Consider the following 23,390-nt stretch of genomic DNA (forward strand, 5'->3'; position numbering starts at 1 on the left):
TCTAAGATTCAAACTCATTATGAAAAGATATTTACTAATCATACTGCTACTGTACGCCCCCCTGTACGAGCTATTTGCGCAGTGCGATCCAATACCAGAAAACGTCCTGCATCATAATCAAAGAACTACAAATGTCAATATAGGTGGTATTGAAAAAGAAGTAGTTGTCATTACTGAAGGAGAAACAACCAGCTTAAGCCTTCCTGATTCCTATGAATTTAGCGAGAATACTACATTCCAATGGTTCGACAAACAAGGCTTGTTAGTTAGCGAAGAAAAGTCAATCGATGTCAGTGAAGAGGGCTCTTTCAGACTTGTCATCAACCAAGTTCTTGATGAACAAAACCTTATAAACAATGCTAGCTTCGAAAATACTTCTCAAGCAGTGGGCAGCGATTACGTATGGAAAAACAGAAGGTTCAATACAGCTTTATGGAATGAAGGCACTTACGCCCTTGGGGATAAGCCTCAAGATTTTCATAGATTCTTTCCAAATTGCCAAGCCAAGGATCAAGACAATATGATGATCATCAACGGTGCTCCTGATACCAACCAAGAAGTATGGTTTCAAAGAAATATACCCGTTGAGCAAAACACTTATTATATATTCATTGGCTGGGGACAAAATATTGGCGGAGGAAGTCCAGCTAAATTAAACTTCACATTCAATAATAGAGAAGTTGGAAATGCCATAAGCCTTTCTAAAGGTTCTTGCAACTGGGAACGCTTCTACTATGTATGGTATTCAGGGAATAACACGATAGTAAAGCTAGGCCTTGAAAATGCCAATCCAAGCAGAAGCGGAAATGACTTTGCCATAGACAATCTATTCTTCGGGAAGCCTTGCGAATACAATTTCGAAGTAGATGTAATCTTTGGACCCAAAGTAGAGGTTGAGGACCAGATAATTTGTCCAAAAGAAACTAAGACCATAGATGTATATGGCACAACTGCTGCTGTAAATACAATCACATGGCACAATGAGGATGGCACAGAAATTACTTCTGGAAATCAATTTGACATCACTCATAGTTTTGATTTAAATTCGATTGAAAAGGATACTATAATAAAATATCTTGTCAAAGCAGAATACCAAAATGTAGACTACACTGACACTTTCGAAGTAAGATATGTAAAACCTGTCTTGGAACTTGATGCTGATCAAATAACTTGTGCTCCGGATTTCAACATTGCTGCATTAATCGATAGCTCAAACGAACTAAACAATAGCAAATTAAGATACGAGTGGCTTTACAACAATACGTCACTGACTGACAATAATGATTTGGATAATTTCTTAGCGACAAACTCAGGAGAGTATGTTCTAAGAACAAATAGGTACGGCTGTCCTACCCAAGACACCATTAATATTGAATTTATCACTGATTTCAATTTAGACTTAGGTAAAGACACTATACTTTGCGATCTCAACGAGTTTAAAATCACAGGAAACATTAGCCATCCTTTGACTCAATATGAATGGACTAAAGATGCCGATCCTACGGTAATCGGAAACGAAAGAAGTTTAATCGCAACAGAAGACGGGACATACACCCTAAAAGCTACTTTAAATGATTGTATATCTGAAGATGAAATAATATTAACTTTTAGAAATACGCCTGAAATAACATTTGCTGATGACTTCTTCTTCTGTTACTACGATACCGAAAAACAAATAAGAGCTGATCAAGATGAAAACCCGAGCACTACTTACGAGTGGAGTCTATTAGAGGATCCTAGTTTCAGTTCAAACGATTATATATTAGACATTTATCAATCTGGAACTTATCAACTCAAAGCGAACAACTTAACTTGTGTAAATGAAAAAGCAGTAAAAGCTACAATTTCAGAAGAGATCAAACTAAACATCCCTGATCATTTCGACCTATGTAGAGGCGATAGCATTCATATATTTAATTTAGAAGCTTATAAATTCGACAGCGTCACATGGGTAAATAAATTGGACAACACCCTAATCTCAACAAAAGATACTTTAGTTGTTGAAAATTCAGGCGATTTTATCTTTACTGGCTACAAACAAGGTTGCTTTAGAAGTGCTGAGGTGAATGTTACAGAACGAAATTTGCCTTTCTTTACTTTTGCAGAAGACTCCATCAATTTCTGTTCATATGATACGCCAATAGCAAGAACAGTGGAGGATGAAATTTATCCTAAATACCAATGGAAATTAGTTAATGGCTTGGGAGCTTTAGAAACTTCGACTTTTGAGCTAAAAGATATGAGCGAAGGCTTATACGAATTGACTACTGAAAATGAATTTTATTGTCAATTCAAAGACTCTATATATATTCATATCAAACCCGAAATACAAATCGACTTAGGCGATGATATCATACTGTGTGAAGGTGGCACTGCTACTTTGTCCAATCAATTAAATCAAGATTATGATGAAATATACTGGACGAAAAAATCAGATCCATCATTTAGGGAAAATACGGAGACAATAGATGTAACTGAATCTGATATATATTACCTAAACATAACAAAAGACAATTGCACAGGAATCGACTCCATTAAGTTTGATTTAATTCTCAACCCAATCTTCTCATTCGACGCTGACATGGTGCAGTTTTGCCACGAAGATTCAAAAGTCGTCTCTCACTCAGGAGATTCGTTGTTATTCAATTATGAATGGAGAAAATCTGGCGAGACAGGACCTGCAATTAGTTCAAATCATTACTTTACAGTCCCGGAATCCGGAACGTACGAACTTGAACTATCAACGAAAGAACTAACAACCGAAGGCAATTCTTGTAAAGTTGCCAACAGCTTGCAAGTCAATATCATTGAAGAAATAGATGTTGACCTGCTTGAAGATCAAGTTGTCTGCGAAGGGAACCAAGTAATCCTTAACAATAATGAAGCAACAGATTATGAATCCTTGGAGTGGATAAATTTATCGACAAACAATACTATTGGCTCTGATAATCAATTACTTGTTACTTCTTCTGGAAATTACAGACTTATTGTCACTAATCAAGGTTGTACGCAACAAGATGACATAAATGTTACTTTTAGTTCAAACCCTGAGTTTGTACTGAAAGAATCGGAACTTTTCTGTCATGAAGATCAAAAAACTGTCAATATCATTGGCCCTTCAAGTTTTGATTATCAATGGTATAGACAAAACGACCCAATTAGCGGCGAAACAAACAAATCCCTTCAAGTGGATGAAAGCGACGACTATAAAGCTATCGCAAGCAAAACACTTGTTTCAGGAAATGTGTGTCAATTCAATGATATCATCAATGTTACTGTTGTCGAAGAAATCTTGGTAGATCTAGGCACTGAACAACATTTATGTTCAAGCGAAACTATTGATTTAAGCAACTTGGCCAATGTCAATGATCCTTCATCATACAATTACACATGGTCATTAAATCAAACTGAAAATGTAATATCTAATAACGAAGTGATCAGTAACATAAACGTATCGGGAACTTACGAACTACAACTTGAAAAGATGGGATGTGTTAATAGCACTCAAGTCCAAATCACTTTCAATGAAATACCGGACTTCTCATTGGCAACTAGTGTGAAATTCTGCTTCGATGAATCCGAAAAAGTAATTTCAGCTGATGGCATCGAAAATCCTGAGTGGGAATACACTTGGCAAAAAGCATCCGACCCAGCCTTCATATCCAACGATTACAAATTAGACGTAAGCGTTTTAGGCTCGGACATTTACCGTTTGACAATAAATGATCGCAATGCTACTGCCTCTTGCCCTTCCATAACCAAGGAAATCGATGTGAAAATTATTGATGACATTCTTATTGACGTGCCTTCTGAAATTGAAGTTTGCTCAGGAGAAAACATATCAATTGAAAATAGAGCGAACTTTACGGCAGATCAAACAGAATGGTATTTTGCAAACGATCTTGATACTCCTGTTTTTATTGGTGAAACTTTAGTAGATCCAGTTGATGATGGCATATACACAATTAAAATATACAAAGGCGACTGTTTCAAAACTGCCCAAACTAGAGTAATTCGCAAGGAAACGCCTACCTTTAGTATTGAACCGGTGAGCTATTTCTGCTACGAAGATGACATTAAATCGCTTATTGCTAATGGTGATGACAAGTACACATATCATTGGTATGAAAATAACGACTTAATTCATACTGGACGCACTTTCAATCCTTCATCGGAAGGAGATTTTGAAGTTTCAGCGGAATATATGGGATGTCAATCCAACTTAATGAATACTAAAGTTGAAATTTCTAATAAAATTGAATTTGATATATCTCCATTATCTCCAATTTGCGAAAACAACTCTACCAACATTAGTATTACAAGCGATCAAAACCTAAGTTATGAATGGTATCATAAATCAAATTTAATCGCAACTGACATACTTACTATTGAGACGGGAGATGAAGGGTTTTACACAATTAGTGCATCTAAAGTATATCATGGCAAAACTTGTTCTACAACTAAAGAAACGGAACTTGTTGTAGCACCATTGCCTCAAGCTACAATTAAAGGCAGATCCAATGAAACACATTGTTCTACAACAAAGCATATTTTGGAACCAAATGAATCAAAAAGCAATCAACTTAGATACATTTGGAGCAAAAAAGCTAATGAACAAGACGAGTTTACTGAAATAAGCAATGAATATATTCTTGACATAAGCAATCAGCCAGGGATTTATCAACTTGTAGTAGAATCAATCGTAGCAGGTAAATCTTGCTATTCTCACCCAGTAGAGGCTACTAGAAGATTTGTTGATCCAGGAACCTCGTCTTATAGCATTGATACAACCTTCTGCGAAGCTAATATAACTAATTCAGGTATCGCTTTAGCGACTCCATCAGACCTTAGTTATAGTTACGAATATTATTACTTTAAAGACGATGTTGAACAGCACAACATCAATGACATAGTTGTATACAATAGTACTGATGAAGGGATATTTTATGAAAGAAAAACTTTGATAGACAATCATTGCAAAGTCGTCGAAACAACAGAATTCATAGTCAATATCGACCGCATGCCTAAGAAAGAAGAGTTTCTTTGGGAAGAATCTCATGAAAAGTGCTTGGGAGAAAAGCTTGAAATAGCTCCTCCATTGAAGGATGGATATTTCTTCATCTGGCAAGATTCCATTGCAAGCGATAGGTTTTCAACTTACAGTGCTGGAGATATTAATCTGGACGTATACAATGGCAAGTGCGTATTAAACTTGCAAGCTCAACTAAAAACGTATGAACACCCGTTTCTTAATCTTGGAGCGGACTCATTAGAGCATTGCAATCTTCCATCGCTTGAACTTTACGCAGGCAGTGACAGTACTAAATATCAATATTCTTGGACTGCAACAAATGAGAATAAAGAAATCTTAGAAGGCTATGAATCGGAAAATCAACCAATATTGAATGCTACTGAACAAGATCAATACATCAAGTATACAGTAAAAGCAAACAATATTAGCCCAAACAATACTGTTTGCTCATCTACAGACTCTATTTTCGTATTGCTTAAAACGTGCAACAGCCGCATGAAGCTTCCAAATGTATTTACTCCAAATGGAGATTTCACCAACAATTCATTTGGTCCTTATGACTATGACGGTATTGATGAATTTAATATGAAAATATATAATAGATGGGGAGTTCTAATGTGGGAAACAAATAACATCAAAGAGAGATGGGACGGCAAGAAAGACGGCAATGACTGCCCTGCTGGAGTATATTTCTGGGTTATAAAATCCACATACTTACACCCAAAACCTGAAGATCTTATAGAAGACTACAGCAACAACGCTGGTTCAGTCACCTTATTAAGATAAACAAAAAAGCCTCTTCTCAGAGGCTTTTTTTATATTTCTAATCTTTCCAGCACTCAACTCCTTCATCCAAGCCAATATCAGAAGCCTTGAACTTAGGATCTTTTCCTGCCGATTTTTGCTTATAATAATCCAGCAAAGCTCTTTTAGCAATCGGTGACAATCTTATAATCGCATATAAATTTATTATAGCCATTAAGCCCATGAAAAAATCAGCCATATCCCATACGAGACTTACTTTAGCAACCGAGCCAAAAACAATCATTGACAAAACAAAAACCCTATAAAAGAATACCATCTTACTATCATCTTTGATGAACTCAATATTGGATTCTCCATAATAATAGTTGCCGATAATGGAGCTAAAAGCAAACAAAAAGATACATACCGCTACAAATATACCTCCCCAATCACCAACTTGGCTTTCCAATGCTTTCTGAGTCAATTGAATCCCGTCCAATTCACCATTAGTATATTCTCCTGAAGAAAGGATCAAAAAGGCCGTCGCAGAACAAATCAACAATGTATCGGTAAATACTCCCAAAGTCTGAATCAAACCTTGCTTGACCGGATGTGTGACATCAGCAGCTGCGGCGGCATTAGGAGCAGAACCCATACCTGCCTCATTTGAAAACAAGCCTCTTTTAATACCATTCATCAGTGTCGCTCCAATCGCACCACCTGCTACTTCCTTGATACCAAAAGCATTTTCAATAATCAAAGCGAAAACTTTAGGCAATTCGCTGAAGTTCGCAATCATCACGTAGATAACCACTAAAATATATAATATCGCCATGATCGGAACGATCTTCTCCGTTACGCTGGCAATTCTTCTCACACCTCCAAAAATCACTAAAGCAGCCATTACAAACAAAGCCAAACCTATATACAGTGGATCAATCGAAAATGATCTGGAAAATGCCATTGAAATTGTATTCGCTTGGACGGAATTAAAAATAAAGCCAAAAGAAACAGTAATAAAAACAGAAAAGACAACCCCCAAGCTTCTATTTTTCAAAGCTTTCTCTATATAATAAGCTGGACCTCCTCTAAATGAATCAATATGTCTTTCTTTATAAATCTGGGCTAATGTACTCTCCACAAATGCAGATGCGGAACCAAGCAATGCAATCACCCACATCCAAAACACAGCACCTGGTCCACCAGCAACAACAGCGATAGCCACACCCGCCAAGTTACCAGTACCTACACGAGACGCTGTACTCATACAAAAAGCTTGAAATGAAGACACTCCGTCTTTAGTACTGCCCGCGCTTTCTGTCAAAAGGCGTATCATCTCCCTAAACCCTTTGAACTGTATAAACTTATTTTTGAATGTAAAATACAATCCTGCACCAATCAGCAAAATGATCAAAACATATGACCAGAGAATTGTATTAGCTTGTGAAATAAATTGCTCGAGTACTTCTAGCATAGATAAAATCGTTTATTAAAGTGAAAAATTGGAAAACTCTTGTTTCATGAGCTTCCTGCAACTGGAATAGTGTCGGACAAATAATCAAGCCTCGACTACGAAATTTTAATTCGCACAGTTTTGAAACGCTTCATTTATTTTTTTAGTATTTTTCAAACAAAGCTTTCCTTTTATCACTTTTTCAATTCAATTAATAAAATTTGTTTTTCAATGCTTTCCTTCAAGTCATTTTTTTGAAAAAACGCAATAATCAAAGGCGAACTCTTTGACTACAATTTGTAAAACCAATGTCTTTAAATTCTGTTCATCAACTATTGACAAATAAAAAAAGGGGCTAAAAGCCCCCTTAATATCTTATAGTCTTGAATTTGAGATTAATAAGCTCTCAAATGATCATTTCCTTCATAGAAATTAATAAATGACTGATTAACAACTCTATTACCACCAACTGTAGGATAATCACCTGTAAAATACCAATCACCTGAATTATTTGGACACGCCACATGCAAATCCTCAACTGTTTGATAAATCACCTCAACTTGAGCTTCCATCTGATCAGGAGTAACAATTTCCGCAATCTTATCAGAGATTTGCTCATAAGTGAACTTCGAATAAATCTCTTTCACATAGTTGACTGTTGAGTTTTTCTTAACAGCTTCTTTGCACTTGTGATAAACCTCTTCCAACAAACTCTCTTGATTTGTGTCTTTCAACAATTCCAAAATAGCTCTGAAAGCAACAAAACTTCTCATCTTGGACATATCAATGCCATAGCAGTCAGGAAACCTAATTTGCGGAGCTGAAGAAACAATTATAATCTTCTTAGGCTCCAATCTATCCAACATCTTCAAGATACTCTTTTCCAATGTCGTTCCTCTAACAATAGAATCGTCAATAACCACCAAGGTATCAACTTTTTTCTTCACGATCTCATATGTAGTATCATATACATGGGCTACCAAGTCATCTCTATGCTCATCGTCCGTGATAAAAGTTCTAAGTTTCGCATCTTTGATCACCAGCTTCTCTACCCTAGCTTGCAATGAAAGAACCTCATCTATTTTAACTTGGTCTCCTGTTTTGATCACTTCTTTTCTCAAGTCCACCAAATATTCGTTGATTCCTTCGATCATTCCAATGAACGAGGTTTCTGCCGTATTCGGAATATAAGAAAATACAGTATCGCAAAGATTGTGATTTACTTTTTCCAAGATTTTAGGAATCAATAGCTTCCCAAGCTCTTTTCTTTCCTTGTAGATATCTGGATCAGATCCTCTTGAGAAATAAATTCTCTCAAAGCTACAAGGCTTTTTCTCCAATGGCGTTGTAAATTGCTTGAATCTAAAATCGCCATTTTTCTCAATGATTATCGCATGGCCTGGATCAAGCTCTTTAATCTCATCATAGTCAGCGCCAAAAGCTGTCTTGATAGCCGGCTTTTCTGATGCGATAACAACCACTTCCTCATTAGCATAGTAAAATGCTGGTCTTATTCCCGCAGGATCTCTTGCCACAAAAGCAGATCCAAATCCTGTCATGCCTGCCATTGCATAACCTCCGTCAAAATCCTTGCATGATCTTGATAAAACCTCTCCAAGATCCAACTCTTCTTCGATCTTTTGCGTGATCTCCACATTATTCATAGACCCTCTGTATTGATTGAAAATCTTTTGATTCTCATCATCCAAGAAGTGTCCTATTTTCTCCATCACAGTGATTGTATCCACTTTCGCAACAGGGTGTTGTCCAAGGTCCAAAAGCTTTTGATACAACTCTTCAACGTTGGTCATATTGAAATTACCTGCAACCACCAAGTTTCTGCTTCTCCAATTGCTTCCTCTAAGCATCGGGTGGCAATTATCTATGCTGTTGCCTCCATGAGTACCGTATCTCAAATGCCCCAACCAAAGCTCCCCAGTAAAGTCGCAATTATTTTTCATCCAATCAGGATTCAAATAATTTTCAGGCTTTTTCTCCTGAATTTCCGCGAATTGACTCGATATTTTTTTGAAGATGCTTTCTATAGGCTTAGCATCAATCGATCTGTATCTGCTGAAAAATTTCTTCCCAGGCTGTATATCCAATTTGATGTTAGCGACACCTGCCCCATCCTGGCCTCTATTGTGCTGCTTCTCCATCAACAAATACAGCTTATTCATACCGTATGTAGGCGTACCATACTTTTCATAATAGTATTCCAACGGCTTTCTCAAGCGGATCATTGCAATACCGCACTCGTGTTTAATAGCGTCACTCATCGAAAGAACTTCAGTGTTATTAAAATTATATATTTAGCGTAGTAATCGTCGTTTAAAGATAATCATTTATTAGCTATTTGTCCAAACTGTCCACATTTAATGTGAAATTATAGTGTTGACATATCCACAAAAGCTATATACAATTTCCGGCTTAAAAAATAATATTAACAATGGAAGTGTGAAAATTATTAAAACAATGCAATCCAATGCATTTAGAGTAAAATCTTTGAACGGTTCTTTTTCGTTATCCTTAAAGTACATGAAATACGGCACCTTCAAATAATAAAATAAAGACACAACCGTATTGACCAAAGCAACGATGATCATACCAATCAGCCAAGGGTCTTGAATCGTCTGGCTTGCTTCCCATAAAGCGGAAAATATCATCAATTTACCTGTAAAACCAGCTGTAGGAGGCAAACCGGTCAATGAAATCATAACCACAACTATGACAACGCCAATAAAAGGAGCCTTATGTCCCAGACCTGCAAAACTTTCAATACGATCATCTCCAAATTTATTTTCAACAACTTGAACTAGGTAAAAAGCCGCAAAATTCATAAAAGCATAAACTATCGCGTAAAATAAAACAGCTTTCATTCCCAACGTTGAAAAACATACAAGTCCGGCCAAAAACATTCCGCTTTGAGCGACAGATGAATATCCAAGCATTCTTTTGACAGATTGCTGATTTATCGCCAGAATATTCCCGAGAGTCATCGTCACAGAAGCAATCACTACCAATGTCGCTCTCCAGATTTCAACAGCATCAAGCAACTCAAAACTATTCGTCATCGCTTCAAGCATTCTAAATAAAATCGCGATCCCCATGAATTTAGGCACAGTAGAGAAAAACGCTACTGATGGCGTTGGAGCGCTTTCATAAACATCTCCTACCCAAATGTGAAAAGGCACTGCGGATACTTTAAATAAAACCCCTACCGCCGCTATGCATGACACACCAAACACAGCCCAAACCGCGGGCTTGCCAAAGTCAATCGCATAAAGATTTAATTCATGATTAATACCATACAATAGAGAGAAACCATAAAGCATAACTGCTCCGCATACAGCTCCAAACAATAAGTATTTAAGGGAAGCTTCAGCGCTTTTCGCGCTATGTCCCAAATTCGTTATAGCATAAGCGCAAAGGGAAACAAACTCTATCGCTATGAATAATAATAGCAAATTATTAGACTTAACCCCAATTACCGCACCTAACAACATCCCAAGTATCAATACATAATATTCACCAGTCTTGCTCGATTTCAACAGATAGCTTTTGTTCATTACAATAAACAACAGCGTCCCAAGCATAATGACAATCGTCCATATCAACCCAAAAGAGTCAACACTCATCATTCGATTGAAAATCAATTGTCCTCCCTGACCACTCACAACCTCCAACAGATTAATATTAACGGCTAAAGCCATTAAGGTAGTCAAAGCACTAATGCCAATATATATCAACTCTTTCAAACCTTTAGAAATTGGCAAAATAACAACTATAGTTACCAATATAATGGCTGCGATCAAGAGCAATTCGGAGGTGATATAACCGAAACTGTCTATTATATCATTAAGCTTATCAAAAATGCTAAGTTGACCCACTAACTTCGATTCCACGATTTATTTACTTTACAAAAGGCCCAAAATGACTGAGAAAAGAAGCTACCGTAGTACTTGTCAAATCAAATACAATATTTGGCATTAATCCAAATACGATCATCAACGCGACTAAAGGAACCAAAACCAAGTACTCTTTCATGTTTAGATCCTTAAGCGAATCTTTCCATGAATTTTCCTTCACAGAAAACTTTCCAAAGAACATTCTTTGCAATGTCCATAGATAATATGCCGCCGTAATCACTAAGCTCAACGCCGCTACCACTGTCATCCATCTTGGCAGAAGAAAATTAGTAGTAGAAGATCCAAAGGCTCCTAAAAACACTAAAATTTCAGCTATAAAACCCGAGAAGCCCGGCAAACCTAAAGAGGCGAAAAAGCTTATAATTACTATGGAAGTAAAATAAGGCATTTTCTTAGCCAATCCGCTATAGTGATTTATCATTCTATCATGCGTTCTTTCATACACTACTCCTGCGATCAAGAATAAAGCGGAAGAAATCAATCCATGACTGAACATCTGATACAAAGCGCCGCTCACTCCTTCATTAGTCAAAGAAGCTAATCCAAGCAACACAAATCCCATATGCGACACGGAAGAATAAGCAATCAGTTTCTTCAAGTCTTTCATGGCCAAAGCATTCAAACTTCCATACAGTATAGTCACCACGCCAATCAAACCTACAGTCCATGCCAACTCGGTAGCCATATCCGGGAATATAGAATAACCAGTTCTAATCAAACCATATCCACCAATCTTCAATAATATTCCCGCAAGAATAACCGAAATCGGTGTAGGTGCTTCCACGTGAGCATCAGGCAGCCATGTGTGAACTGGCACAGCAGGCAATTTAATCGCAAAGCCTATCAATAATGCGATAAATGCGATCATTCTCAATGAAACGCCCATGAACAAATCTGTATTTGCGATATCCAACAAGCTTCCCGGTATAAAATTGGCGGAATTTTGCATTGCTATTATATCAAAAGTTCGCACCAATTTATCCATTTGAAGCTCGCCACTAGCCAGCATAAGCTGAACTTTTTCAACGATCTGAGGAGTCACAAGATTCTTGCTTTCCGCCAAGCCTAGATTAACAGCGGTTTCTACAGGGTCGATTACTGATAAATACAGCCCAACCATCGCCAAAAGGATAAAAACAGACCCTAGCAAGGTATATAAAAAGAACTTAATTGCAGCGTATTCTTTTCTTGGACCACCCCAAAGGCCAATCAAGAAGTACATTGGCAAAAGCATAAATTCAAAAAACAGGAAGAATAAGAAAAAGTCCAAGGCTAAAAAGCAACCCATAACAGACGTTGCCAAGAGCATCAACAATAAATAATAACCTTTAGTTTTTTCACTAATACCCCAGCTTGAAAATGTGCCTATGGCCATAACAATACCTGTCAGCAAAACCATGCTAACGTTAAAGCCATCAACTCCCAAGTAATAATCTATCGACATTGAGCCTAAACTGCCCAAATCAAGCGATATCCAATCCACTCTCTCAACAAAATTGAACAATCCAGAGCTAGCTTCGTAACAACAAAATACACATACAGAAGCTATAAGCTGGAGAATAGATCCAATATTTGCCAACAAGCGGATCAACCCTTTCTTTTCTGAAGGAATGAAAAGAATCACCAATGCCATCGCCAAAGGAATGAAAACGGCAAAGCTAAGTAGGTAGTTTGTCATTTTTTGCGTTTGAATGTTTAATCAATTGTGCTGAATAGTCTACGAAATTATGTATCATAGGCATCTCATGCAAGAAATATCATGAGTTCTTATTAAGAATAATTATTAACACTTAAAAAACAGAGCAATATAATACAGCACAATGCGAATAAGTTAACAATACGCACCAACTAAAGCCAAGAGTCTTGACAAAATTCATGCCTTATAGCAATTCATTTAACTCTAAAATCACCATAAAACGAGCTTATCCTCCAGAGTTTGCTAAAAGTTTCATGTCATAGACAAACAAATTTCTTAGATTTGCACTTAATAGCAGTATTTAGAAGAACATTAAACAACAACAACTTGAAAAGCTTCTCTGAATTGGGTGTATCCAAATCATTCATCAAAGGCCTTGATGAATTGAAAATCCAAAAGCCAACTGAAATCCAAGAAAGAATCATTCCGATTCTTCTTCAACAAAAAACAGACATCGTTGGCTTGGCCCATACTGGGACTGGTAAAACTGCCGCATTCGGCCTTCCTATCCTGCAAAATATCGACCCGAAAGATAAAAAGATTCAAGCTTTAATTCTCGCTCCCACTCGAGAGCTGTGCCAACAAATACAAAAACAACTGTTTCGTTTCACGAAATATTCCGAAAAAATATTTTCAGAAGCTGTTTATGGAGGCGCTCCGATTGACGATCAGATATTCAGGCTATCACGTCCTACCCACATAATCGTAGCAACTCCTGGAAGACTTTTGGATCTACTTGAAAGAAAAGCTCTAAGCTTGGAGCATATAAATACAATCGTTCTTGATGAAGCTGATGAGATGCTAAGAATGGGCTTCAAACAAGATATTGATAAAATTCTTAAGAATGTAAAAAGCCAAAGAAACATATGGCTTTTCTCCGCAACATTGCCTAATGGCATACAACAGTTAATCAAAAGGTTTTTAAAGCCAAACGCGCCTAGGGTTCAAGTAAAGAACATTTCGGAAGTTAATCAAAATATACAACACCAATACGTTCTCAGTCCGGGTGTTGACAAATTAAAACTGTTAGTTTATTTTCTTAATGCTCACAAAGAAGATCGCGGGATCATATTTTGCAGCACTAAAGCAAGTGCTCAGAAGCTTTCAAGAGATCTTAATCAAAAAGGTCTTTCCATTGATGTTATCGAAGGAGACATGACTCAAAAGGAAAGAAATAAAGTTTTAAGAGCATTCAGAGCCGAAAAGCTTCAATTTCTAGTAGCCACAGATGTTGCCGCCAGAGGACTGGACATTCCCAACCTAGCTTTTGTAGCTCACTTTGAGCTTCCAGACCAATTAGAGTTTTATACCCATCGAAGCGGTAGAACAGGTCGAGCTGGAAACACTGGTCTTTCCGTAAGTTTTGTGGATGACAAGCAATACAAGGACTTAGTCAAGATCTCAAAAGAATTGAAATTTTCATTAAAAATGGCAAAATAATCATTTTGCCATATGCATGATAAAAATACTTAAGGCTCACAATAACGTGAGCCTTTTCTTATTTATGAGCAGGTGTTAATGGCTCAGCAGGCCGTTCGCTTGGCATAATTGGTTCCGCAGGCATTGACTCGGGAGGATTAATCGGAGTCCATGGTGTAGTCTTCGGTGGCTGTATAGGATAAGCCGGGATCTCTCTATGATGCGGATGAGGATGATAGGGATAAGGGTATGGATAGGGGTAATAACCTCCACCACCATAAAAGTAAGGATCAGGATAATAATGGTAATGATAATGAGTAGCTGGAGTCGATTGTGAAGCACACGATGTTGCAAAAATCGCTATCAGCCCTAAAACAAAGAAGTGAAGTTTCATGACTTTTTGATCAAAAAACTTCACTTCCAGCAAATTTGTTTATTGTAAACCTAATACTTAGGCTTAGTTCATGCTCTTCATTTTTTTCTTCAAATCCTCTACCTTATTCATCTCAGTAGTAAGCTCTCTTCTAAGCTTCGTTTCTCTTTCCAAAACACGCTTCTTATACTCTTCCATTTCCAATTGAAGGTCATCAAAGCTCTTCTTCGCATCCTTAGCATTTTTCACGTTGACTTTTCCTGTCACAAACATCACTGCAAGCAACACGATCAAGATTAAAATAACGCTTATGTTGATGAATTTATAGTTTGATTTTGAAAAATCTATGCCAATGAAGCTAATATGATCTTCCTTAAACTGGCTTTCAGACAAAGCGTTTCTTGTCAAACTCAATGTGTCTTGCGTACTTACCAAAGATTGATCACGTTTGATGATTTCTTCTTTCAGCAACGATATCTCTGATTGCTTTTCAGCCAAAGAATCACTCACCACATTCCAAAATGCATTCAATTTTGGTTCGTCAATAATCTTAAACCCTTTCCAAGAATTGCTTGACTTCTTCAATTCCATAAATTGATTTGCCAATTTGTCATCATTTTGACTTGGCGAACCACCTCCAGCAACTTGTTGAGCACTGCAAACTGTCGTTACCCCCAACACCATGCATGTAAAGGCCAATAGAGCCTTTTCTTTCAAAAACTTTCCCATGAATATATTATCTTATCTTTCCAATCAAAACCTAATAGATTTCACAAAAATATAATGAGCCAATCGAAAAAAAAAGTATTTGCGCTGATAGAATAAGCTCAATATTAAAATTAGAAACTTCACTATTTATCCCACAAATCTTCAAAACTGATAAATATAAATTTACTTCGCGCCATCATAACTATGTGTTGTTCCTAAATAAAGCAATCCAAAGACCCAATATTACGTAGTCTATTTTAACATTATTTACCATTCATATTATCTAGCTGTATCTTGAGGCCTCTCAAATATATTGACAAATCTCAAGACAACTATTTGACAAAATTGCATAAATTGTGCAAATAACTTTTAGAACGAATTATTATCAACTTTTCTTATGAAAGATCCAAGAATAAATAAACTCGCGCATAATATTATCAATTACTCATGCGCTCTTAAACCTGGTGAAAAAATCTTAATAGAAAACTTCGGACTCCAAAAAGAATTTGTCAATGCCTTGGTGCAGGAAACCTATAAAGCAGGCGCAATTCCTTTTGTAAGCTTAAAGGATGCTCAAGTGGAAAGAGAGTTGAGGCTTGGCGCTACTAAAGAACAATACGAATTGATGGCTTCATATGAATCCAATGTCATGAAAGACATGGACGCATATATAGGTCTAAGGTCAGGCGACAATGTAAGCGAACTGTCAGACGTTCCTTCGGATAAAACAGCCATCTTCAATGACACTGTGTTAAGACAAGTGCATTTTGACATAAGAGTAAACAAAACTAAATGGGTCGTGCTTAGGTTCCCTAACGCTTCCATGGCTCAACTTGCCAATATGTCCACAGAAGCATTCGAAGATTTTTATTTCGATGTTTGCACGCTAGACTATGAGAAGATGGGTGAAGCTATGGAATCATTGGTTGAATTAATGAACAAAACCGACAAAGTTCGCATCACTGGGCCAGGCACGGACTTATCATTCTCCATCAAGGATATTCCTGCTATTAAATGCTGCGGCAAGAGAAATATTCCTGACGGTGAAGTATTTAGCGCACCGGTAAAGGATTCAGTGAATGGAACAATTAGCTATAATGCTCCTTCTCCATACCAAGGTTTCACTTTTGAGAATGTAGTTCTCAAGTTTGAAAACGGCAAAATAGTGGAAGCTACAGCCAATGACACCGAAAGAATCAATAAAATCTTCGACACGGATGAAGGCTCCCGATTTGTAGGTGAATTCGCTATAGGTGTAAACCCGTACATCCTGCACCCTATGGGAGATATTTTATTCGACGAAAAAATCGACGGCAGCTTTCATTTCACTCCAGGACAAGCCTACGAGCAAGCATATAATGGCAACGATTCAAAAGTACATTGGGATCTTGTAAACATTCAAAGAGCAGATTATGGAGGTGGAGAAATCTACTTCGATGACGTACTCATCAGAAAAGACGGAAGATTCGTAATTGAAGAGTTGCAAAAACTGAATCCAGAGAATTTGAAATAGAGATTTAAACCATGCTTATCGCATGGTTTATTTTTTCCTAATCGCAACGATATTTTGAAATGCAAACACTTCGCAAGTTATGCTATGATACTTTTCTATTTTCAACATGCTATCCGGCATTAATCGATAAACATCATAATTTTCAAGCAGTTCATAAAAATCTTTGAAAAACACCTTGCTTACAGTATTCATCTGATCAAACTCAAACTGAATAACATTAATTCTACCGCTATCAATCATCTGTTTTGCTCCAATCAAAACACTTAATTCATGACCTTCTGTGTCTACTTTTAAGAAATCAATTTGCTCTATCCCATTTTCATCGCAATATTCATCCAAAGTAGACAAACTGATATCTATTTCATTAACAGTCCTTGAACTATTTTCACTATGATTAGCAACAACTTCTTTGAATAAAGATGCTTTGGGTGTTCCTTCTTTGTCCCCAATATCAAACAGAGTCAACATTCCTTTATGATCCGACATACCCATGTTATGAAAAGAAATATTATCTCCTTTGATCTGATTTTTTAACCGTTGAAAAGTATCAGGATGAGGTTCAAAAGCATGCAAGCTATCAAAGTCTATATATTCTTGAAGCATTTGAATATATTTCCCCTCATTAGCACCCACATCAAAAATCACTTTGGGAGACATACGGCTCAATACTTTGGAAATAAAATGTCTTTCACCTGTCAGAAAGTGATTTTGATAATTCAATATTCCAAGCCCCTTCATTCCCCATATGACCAAAGCCTTATGAAATCTCGCAAATATTGGTTTGCAGAAAAACCTTAGATAGATCGCAAAAAAAGCATCTTTCATTTAACTAAATATTTTTTTCATTCGATATAATACATAAGATGGAATATGCTTTATCTTATTCCACCAATAATATTTTCTATACGCTTTGTATACTTGCTCATCAAGCTTTTCCAATGGTTTCTCGAACTCAATCTCATCAACTACCTTTGAACTCAACTTGATATTGAAATGCGTCCCAGAGCCATCATCTCCTATAGTTCTAACCATGGATTTAGTACTTATCAAGCACAGTCCGCCACGAAGATAAACCGATGCGTACCAACGTACAGCCCATGAATCAATCACCCCTTTAGCCGCATTATTCAACATTCTGTAAAAATTCATGCTTCGATCAAAATCAAAACGCTTTTTATCAGTAGAGTTGAAACCCTTGATAAGCAAATTCACATCATCTTCATAATATTGCCAAGCTCGCTTCCATGTCCCCCAACCTAATGAATGAGGCAGTTGGCTAAAGCTAACTTCTTGATAACCCACCGGTAAATCCAAAGGCGGAACATAAGCGCTTACATGCAATACTTTTTCATTATCAGCATACTCTTTCAAAGCTCGGTGCATAAATGCCAGAAAACCGGTACTGAAAATCAAATCATCTTCCAATACTACTATGCTTCCATATTCATCCAAAACATCCCTAACTCCGCTAGTCACATTTTTACGAAGTCCCCAATTTACTTCTCTTTCAATGATTTTAATATCAGCATAGCCTTTTTGCAACTTCATCAATCTCCTCACTTCAGCAATTCCTTGCAAATCTTGTTCAGACGCTCCTTCTCTAGGGCCATCAGAATAGACAATCAAAAGAGAGTTTTTTGCTTCTGGATTATTAGCCAATGAATCCAAAGTTCTTTTTGCATGTTCTGGCCTATTGTATGTAAACAAGACCAAAGGCGGATAGCTTTGATTCAATTTATTCTTTTCTCCCATAAATTTTATTTAAAATCATTCGCTCGATATTGCTTAGAAGTTCCTTTAAGTCTATTGACACATTGGTTTTCTTTACCGCTAAGTAAAATAACAAGGAAATGACTAAAGATCTCATTAGAAATTGTAACATAATGGAATCAATATTAATCCAAAGACTAATTAAAGCAATCATTGAAATCAAGGCAAAAGCAATTAACGTATTCTTGTCAAAAGGCCAAACGCTCAATACTCTCTTCAAAAAAATCAATCTAATTGTATTAAGGATCACAACAGACAATAGCGTGGCAAAAGCGGCTCCACTAATACCGTATTGAGGGATAAGCAGGTAATTGAAAAGAAACATGAAGAAGGCTAAAAGCACATTGAACCAATAATTGTATTTATAATATTTAGAAAAATAAAGAAGCTCGCTATTCATGCCAAACAGTAAATCAACAACTTTAGAAAGCCCTATAAAAAGTATAACAAGTTTTCCTTCTTCAAATGCTTTCCCATTAGGCATAATATGAAATATGAAATCAACATTAACCCATATCATCAAAAACAAAAATGCCCCTATAATCAACTGAGTAATACTTGATTTAGAATATATTTTCATAATTTCTTCAGTGTCGTTATGTTCAAATGCTTTTGAAAGAATTGGCAATGAAATTTGGGTAAGAGCCCGCTTAGGAATCTCTATGAATGCAGCCATATAAAAACAAGTAGCATACACTCCCAAGCTCGCAGCTGATGAAAAATACGGAATCATCAAAATATCTATTTTATTAACCAACAAGCTTCCTGCACCACCTAAAAACATATACATGCTAAAGGTTAGAAAATGCTTCACTTCTGGCCTTTGAGGCTTCAATACCCCTCCTTTTGACAAAACTAAATCCCGTTCATCATAAACTAACAACAGCATATTTGCCAGATATGCGAAGGTCGTTAACAAAATAAATCCACCTAGATCTATCCATTTCAAATAAAAAAGAAATAAAAAAACGATACTAGCAACCCTCAATAACAACTCTCGATAAAATGCGGGCCGAGAAACTCTCAATGACGCTCTAGAAACCGCTTCCAAAATCGTTCGGTATAATACCAATATCATCAACGGTATGATATAAACTATATATTCACCTATCATTGGTGAACTTTTTAAATAGCTATCAACAAAAAAGCCTTTCCCAAAAATAAAAACTATAATAAATAAAGATAATATTGGCGCTGGATACAGCATTAAAAACTTGACAAAAGCAGCGGATTTATTTTCTTTGGCGTACTTTGGAAAATATCTATCGGCCAAGTTAGCAGCTCCAAACTGAAGAATTGTCCCCAAAAACACGCCCATATCCACAACATATCTATATGCTCCAATCTCCTCAGGCGATAACAGCTCCGGCATTATAAAAATGGTGATCAAAGCGCCTAATGCCACTCCTATATAGCTAATGAATGTTGTTTTTATGCTTGATTTGATTATTACTCCCATTACGGAAAATCTTCATTTCGTTAAAACGCCACAAGTTACTAGTTTCAAAGCAAAAATTAGCATATTTTTAAAACTACATAAGCATCGCTAATCTCTAATATTGATAAAACCAATGAATATAACCTTTTTAAATAGTTTTGCTGTCTCTGGAGGCGCCGCAAGCGCAACAAATAGATTATACAAAGCATTGAAATCTAAAGGTGTAAATGTTAATGGAATTGGTTTATATAGGGAAAACTCTAATTTTGATTACTACTTTTACAAACATGGTCTTGCGCTACTGGCTCTAGAAAAACTGTGCTTTCTACCGTACGAAAAAAATAAAAATGTTAGGTTTCAATTCTCAACGGCACTATTTGGCAAAAATCCAATCAACAACCAACTGATACAAGAAGCAGATATCATTCATTTGCATTGGATCAACCAAGGACTCCTTTCATTGAAATCTCTCGAAGCCCTAGCGGGTCTTGGCAAACCAATCGTTTGGACTATGCATGATATGTGGCCGATAACTGGCGGATGCCATCATAGCAGGTCCTGCGATCATTATAAAAATGAGTGTGGTGATTGTTTTTATTTGAGAAAGCCCCGCAAGGACGACCTGTCTCATAAAATTTGGGAAAAGAAAAAAAGAATCTACAGCAAAGGGAATTTTCACCTTATTGGCGTGAGTGATTGGATAACTAGCTTCGCTCGAAATTCATCATTAGGCGAAGAAACAACTATACATACCCTCCCCAATCCGCTGGATACAACTCTTTTCCAACCCAAAGAAAAAGCTTCCATCAAGGAATTGAAAGGCATAAGCCCTGAAATAACGACCATTAGCTTTTCCGCTTTCAATCTAGAAAACAAACAAAAAGGGTTCTACATATTCAAAGAAGCATTATCCATCTTAATTAATCAAAAGCCTGAATTAGCCAACACATGTCTTCTGCTTCTTAGCGGTAAAATATCAAATGAGATAGCACTTGAAACATTGCCCATTCCTTATCAATATCATGGGTTGATTACTAATGAAGATGAAATGGCTCAATTTTACCAAAGCTCTGATATCTACGTTACCTCATCACTGGAAGAAAGCCTCGGTTATACGGCAATGGAAGCGCTTGCCTGTGAAACTCCAGTGATTTCTTTTTCCTCAGGAGGCATTATTGAGCTAGTAAAAGATAATGAGACGGGATTAATTGCCGAATTCGGCAATGCGAATTCATTGGCTGAGAAAACCCTGCAATTAATAGAAGACCAAAATCTTAGAAAAAAGCTTGGAAAAACCGGCGCCAAAATGATCATTGGTAAATATAGCCCTGATGTCGTCGCAGAACAACATATTAAACTTTACAATGATATAGTTTAAAAATTCAAACAACATTCCCTCTCAATCTGTTGATTGATAAATGAGGAAAAAGAAAAAGAAAATAGGGTTAACACTTAGTGGAGGCGGGTCAAGAGGAGTCATCCATATTGGCGTATTGCATGCTTTTGAGAAATACAATATAATGCCAAACGCCATCTCAGGCACAAGCATGGGAGCTATCATAGCTGCATTTTACGCTCATGGGATTTCGCCATTAGAGATTTTGAACACTTTCAAGAAAAGCAGCATACGCAACTTTTTCAAGCTTTTAATCTCTAAAAAGGGAATTTTCAGTCTAAAAATGCTAGAAAAGCTTATTGTAAACAATATCCCGCATGATAACTTCAATGACTTAAAAATCCCACTTTTTGTTTGCACAACAAACCTCACCTTAGGCCAAACGCACTTTTTCTCTTCAGGAACTTTATCCAACAAGCTTATGGCTTCTTCAACTATTCCTATACTTTTCCCTGCTATTGAAATTGATGGCCATCAGTATATAGATGGAGGGCTGCTCAACAACCTTCCTATTGAGCCAATATTAGAGATATGCGATACTACAATAGGCGTGCATGTCAATAATGTTCCTCCCAGCCCAAGATACAGCAATATGAGAGAAATCGGCATCAGGACTTTTAGCTTAGCTATAGCTCAAAATGTCAAGCAGAATTCATCAAAATGTGATTACTTAATCGAGCCAAAACTCAACAAGTACTATGACTTCCTGGACTTCAATGCTTTAGACGAACTATTCAGCATCGGATACGAACATGGAGAAGCCTTGATAAAGAAACACTTGCTTTAAATAATGTCTATCTATTGGGCATAATGAAACCGAATTTAGCCCAGAGCCTTTCCTATTCAATTATTTTTTAATACTTTCCATTTTCAATAATCTTATTTTTAAATGACTTACGACGTAATCATCATCGGAGCTGGTCCATGCGGACTTTCTGTAGGTATCGAAGCCCAAAGCAATCAATTATCGCATTTGATTTTGGATAAAGGCACTGTCGCGGAATCCATCAGGCAATACCCTCTTCAAATGAAATTCTTTTCAACAAGAGAGAATATTGAAATAGGCAACATTCCTTTTGCCATAAGGGAACCAAAAGCCAGCAGAGAGGAAGCTCTTACATATTACAGAAAAGTAGCCGAACACTACCAACTCAATCTTGAATTGCAAACTGAAGTAGAATCAGTCGCTCAATTTAGTGACGGCTTGAAAGTTCAAACAAAATGCGGCAAGAATTACATTGGTAAAAACGTTGTCATTGCGACTGGGTATTTTGACAATCCTAGAAAACTAAATATACCAGGAGAAGAATTACCTCATGTTGAAAACAAATACAGAGAACCTTATAAATACGCATTTTCGAGAGTCATCATCATAGGTGGAGGGAACTCAGCTGTTGAAACCGCTCTAGACTTGCATCGCAATGGCGCCGATGTTACCTTATTGGTAAAAGAAAATGACTTCAAGCCAACTGCCAAATATTGGCTGGTTCCGGATCTTAATAATCGAATCAAGGAAGGCAAAATCAAAGCTTCCTTTAATACCACAGCAACTGAAATTGAGAAAAATCTTGTGCATACAAAAGATGCCGCTGGGCAAAACACCTCTTTTGAATGCGATTATGTATTAACATTGATAGGACATACCACAGACACAAAACTCTTAAAGAGTTGCCAAATCAAATACAGTGAGGACCTCATTCCTGCTTACGATGCAAATACCTTTGAAACAAATATACCAAACCTATACGTTTCAGGAACAGTTATCTGCGGCACACAAACTGAAAAAGTTTTTATAGAAAATGGACGATTGCATGGCAAAGCAATCATTAATAATATTTTGAATAAGCAAGCTATTCTTGAAGCATAAAAAGAGGGAGTTGATTAACTCCCTCTTTTATTCATTTATCAATTTTAATACT

The 23,390-nt window shown here is 36.8% G+C and carries 15 protein-coding genes; 6 read left to right on the forward strand and 9 right to left on the reverse strand.

Annotation, left to right across the window (positions count from 1 at the left end; genetic code table 11):
* Positions 1 to 19: 19 nt before the first annotated feature.
* Positions 20 to 5,818, forward strand: a complete 5,799-nt coding sequence (locus AABK36_RS12565; protein ID WP_309938576.1) for a T9SS type B sorting domain-containing protein — start codon at positions 20 to 22, stop codon at positions 5,816 to 5,818.
* Between the two features lie 37 nt (positions 5,819 to 5,855).
* Here the strand turns inward: AABK36_RS12565 and AABK36_RS12570 are convergent, their stop codons facing one another.
* The 4 genes from AABK36_RS12570 to AABK36_RS12585 form a co-directional block, all read right to left on the reverse strand.
* Positions 5,856 to 7,250 (reverse strand): alanine/glycine:cation symporter family protein, encoded by a 1,395-nt coding sequence (locus AABK36_RS12570; protein ID WP_309938575.1) that lies wholly within the window; start codon positions 7,248 to 7,250, stop codon positions 5,856 to 5,858.
* Positions 7,251 to 7,624: 374 nt separating this feature from the next.
* The gene (locus AABK36_RS12575; protein WP_309938574.1) at positions 7,625 to 9,508 is read right to left on the reverse strand and encodes an amidophosphoribosyltransferase; all 1,884 of its coding nucleotides are present in this window, start codon (positions 9,506 to 9,508) and stop codon (positions 7,625 to 7,627) included.
* 96 nt (positions 9,509 to 9,604) lie between these two features.
* A complete protein-coding gene (locus tag AABK36_RS12580) occupies positions 9,605 to 11,134 on the reverse strand; it encodes an NADH-quinone oxidoreductase subunit N (protein WP_309938572.1) in 1,530 nt (509 codons plus the stop codon).
* 7 nt (positions 11,135 to 11,141) lie between these two features.
* Positions 11,142 to 12,836, reverse strand: coding sequence for a complex I subunit 4 family protein (locus tag AABK36_RS12585; protein WP_309938570.1), 1,695 nt, complete (start codon positions 12,834 to 12,836; stop codon positions 11,142 to 11,144).
* Between the two features lie 300 nt (positions 12,837 to 13,136).
* Here AABK36_RS12585 and AABK36_RS12590 point away from each other — a divergent pair, with 300 nt between their 5' ends.
* Entirely contained in the window at positions 13,137 to 14,294 is a 1,158-nt protein-coding gene (locus AABK36_RS12590) for a DEAD/DEAH box helicase (RefSeq protein ID WP_309938568.1), read from the forward strand.
* A gap of 58 nt (positions 14,295 to 14,352) precedes the next feature.
* Here AABK36_RS12590 and AABK36_RS12595 read toward each other — a convergent pair whose 3' ends face one another.
* Both AABK36_RS12595 and AABK36_RS12600 read right to left on the reverse strand, forming a co-directional pair.
* Positions 14,353 to 14,700: a hypothetical protein gene (locus tag AABK36_RS12595; RefSeq protein WP_309938566.1), complete on the reverse strand. Its 348-nt coding sequence runs from the start codon at positions 14,698 to 14,700 to the stop codon at positions 14,353 to 14,355.
* Positions 14,701 to 14,730: 30 nt separating this feature from the next.
* A complete protein-coding gene (locus tag AABK36_RS12600; protein ID WP_309938565.1) occupies positions 14,731 to 15,375 on the reverse strand; it encodes a hypothetical protein in 645 nt (214 codons plus the stop codon).
* 376 nt (positions 15,376 to 15,751) lie between these two features.
* Here AABK36_RS12600 and AABK36_RS12605 point away from each other — a divergent pair, with 376 nt between their 5' ends.
* Positions 15,752 to 16,867 (forward strand): aminopeptidase, encoded by a 1,116-nt coding sequence (locus AABK36_RS12605; RefSeq protein ID WP_309938564.1) that lies wholly within the window; start codon positions 15,752 to 15,754, stop codon positions 16,865 to 16,867.
* A 27-nt stretch (positions 16,868 to 16,894) separates the two neighbouring features.
* On the opposite strand, the gene AABK36_RS12610 is transcribed toward AABK36_RS12605, so the two are convergent.
* From AABK36_RS12610 to AABK36_RS12620, 3 genes are read right to left on the reverse strand one after another with little or no spacing between them, the layout of a single operon-like run.
* Positions 16,895 to 17,692: an FkbM family methyltransferase gene (locus AABK36_RS12610; RefSeq protein ID WP_309938563.1), complete on the reverse strand. Its 798-nt coding sequence runs from the start codon at positions 17,690 to 17,692 to the stop codon at positions 16,895 to 16,897.
* Entirely contained in the window at positions 17,693 to 18,619 is a 927-nt protein-coding gene (locus AABK36_RS12615) for a glycosyltransferase (protein ID WP_309938562.1), read from the reverse strand. It abuts the gene before it with no gap.
* The gene (locus AABK36_RS12620) at positions 18,603 to 20,096 is read right to left on the reverse strand and encodes a lipopolysaccharide biosynthesis protein (RefSeq protein WP_309938561.1); all 1,494 of its coding nucleotides are present in this window, start codon (positions 20,094 to 20,096) and stop codon (positions 18,603 to 18,605) included. Before AABK36_RS12620 ends, AABK36_RS12615 begins: the two co-directional genes overlap by 17 nt.
* Positions 20,097 to 20,208: 112 nt before the next feature.
* Between AABK36_RS12620 and AABK36_RS12625 the strand changes: the two genes are divergently transcribed.
* The 3 genes from AABK36_RS12625 to AABK36_RS12635 all read left to right on the forward strand — a co-directional run bounded on the left by AABK36_RS12625 (position 20,209) and on the right by AABK36_RS12635 (position 23,338).
* A complete protein-coding gene (locus tag AABK36_RS12625; protein WP_309938560.1) occupies positions 20,209 to 21,453 on the forward strand; it encodes a glycosyltransferase in 1,245 nt (414 codons plus the stop codon).
* Between the two features lie 40 nt (positions 21,454 to 21,493).
* Positions 21,494 to 22,258: a patatin-like phospholipase family protein gene (locus AABK36_RS12630; RefSeq protein WP_309938559.1), complete on the forward strand. Its 765-nt coding sequence runs from the start codon at positions 21,494 to 21,496 to the stop codon at positions 22,256 to 22,258.
* A gap of 102 nt (positions 22,259 to 22,360) precedes the next feature.
* Positions 22,361 to 23,338 carry a YpdA family putative bacillithiol disulfide reductase gene (locus tag AABK36_RS12635; RefSeq protein WP_309938558.1) on the forward strand — a complete coding sequence of 326 codons (978 nt, stop codon included), beginning with the start codon at positions 22,361 to 22,363 and terminating at the stop codon, positions 23,336 to 23,338.
* The last annotated feature ends 52 nt before the right edge of the window (positions 23,339 to 23,390 follow it).

It is taken from the genome of Aureibacter tunicatorum (assembly GCF_036492635.1).
In the GTDB taxonomy this organism is placed as follows: Bacteria; Bacteroidota; Bacteroidia; order Cytophagales; family Cyclobacteriaceae; genus Aureibacter; species Aureibacter tunicatorum.

Coding starts and splice junctions, on each gene's coding strand:
- AABK36_RS12565 (WP_309938576.1), top strand. CDS start 20: ATGAAAAGATATTTACTAATCATACTGCTACTGTACGCCCCCCTGTAC.
- AABK36_RS12570 (WP_309938575.1), bottom strand. CDS start 7,250: ATGCTAGAAGTACTCGAGCAATTTATTTCACAAGCTAATACAATTCTC.
- AABK36_RS12575 (WP_309938574.1), bottom strand. CDS start 9,508: ATGAGTGACGCTATTAAACACGAGTGCGGTATTGCAATGATCCGCTTG.
- AABK36_RS12585 (WP_309938570.1), bottom strand. CDS start 12,836: ATGACAAACTACCTACTTAGCTTTGCCGTTTTCATTCCTTTGGCGATG.
- AABK36_RS12600 (WP_309938565.1), bottom strand. CDS start 15,375: ATGGGAAAGTTTTTGAAAGAAAAGGCTCTATTGGCCTTTACATGCATG.
- AABK36_RS12605 (WP_309938564.1), top strand. CDS start 15,752: ATGAAAGATCCAAGAATAAATAAACTCGCGCATAATATTATCAATTAC.
- AABK36_RS12610 (WP_309938563.1), bottom strand. CDS start 17,692: ATGAAAGATGCTTTTTTTGCGATCTATCTAAGGTTTTTCTGCAAACCA.
- AABK36_RS12615 (WP_309938562.1), bottom strand. CDS start 18,619: ATGGGAGAAAAGAATAAATTGAATCAAAGCTATCCGCCTTTGGTCTTG.
- AABK36_RS12620 (WP_309938561.1), bottom strand. CDS start 20,096: ATGGGAGTAATAATCAAATCAAGCATAAAAACAACATTCATTAGCTAT.
- AABK36_RS12625 (WP_309938560.1), top strand. CDS start 20,209: ATGAATATAACCTTTTTAAATAGTTTTGCTGTCTCTGGAGGCGCCGCA.
- AABK36_RS12630 (WP_309938559.1), top strand. CDS start 21,494: ATGAGGAAAAAGAAAAAGAAAATAGGGTTAACACTTAGTGGAGGCGGG.
- AABK36_RS12635 (WP_309938558.1), top strand. CDS start 22,361: ATGACTTACGACGTAATCATCATCGGAGCTGGTCCATGCGGACTTTCT.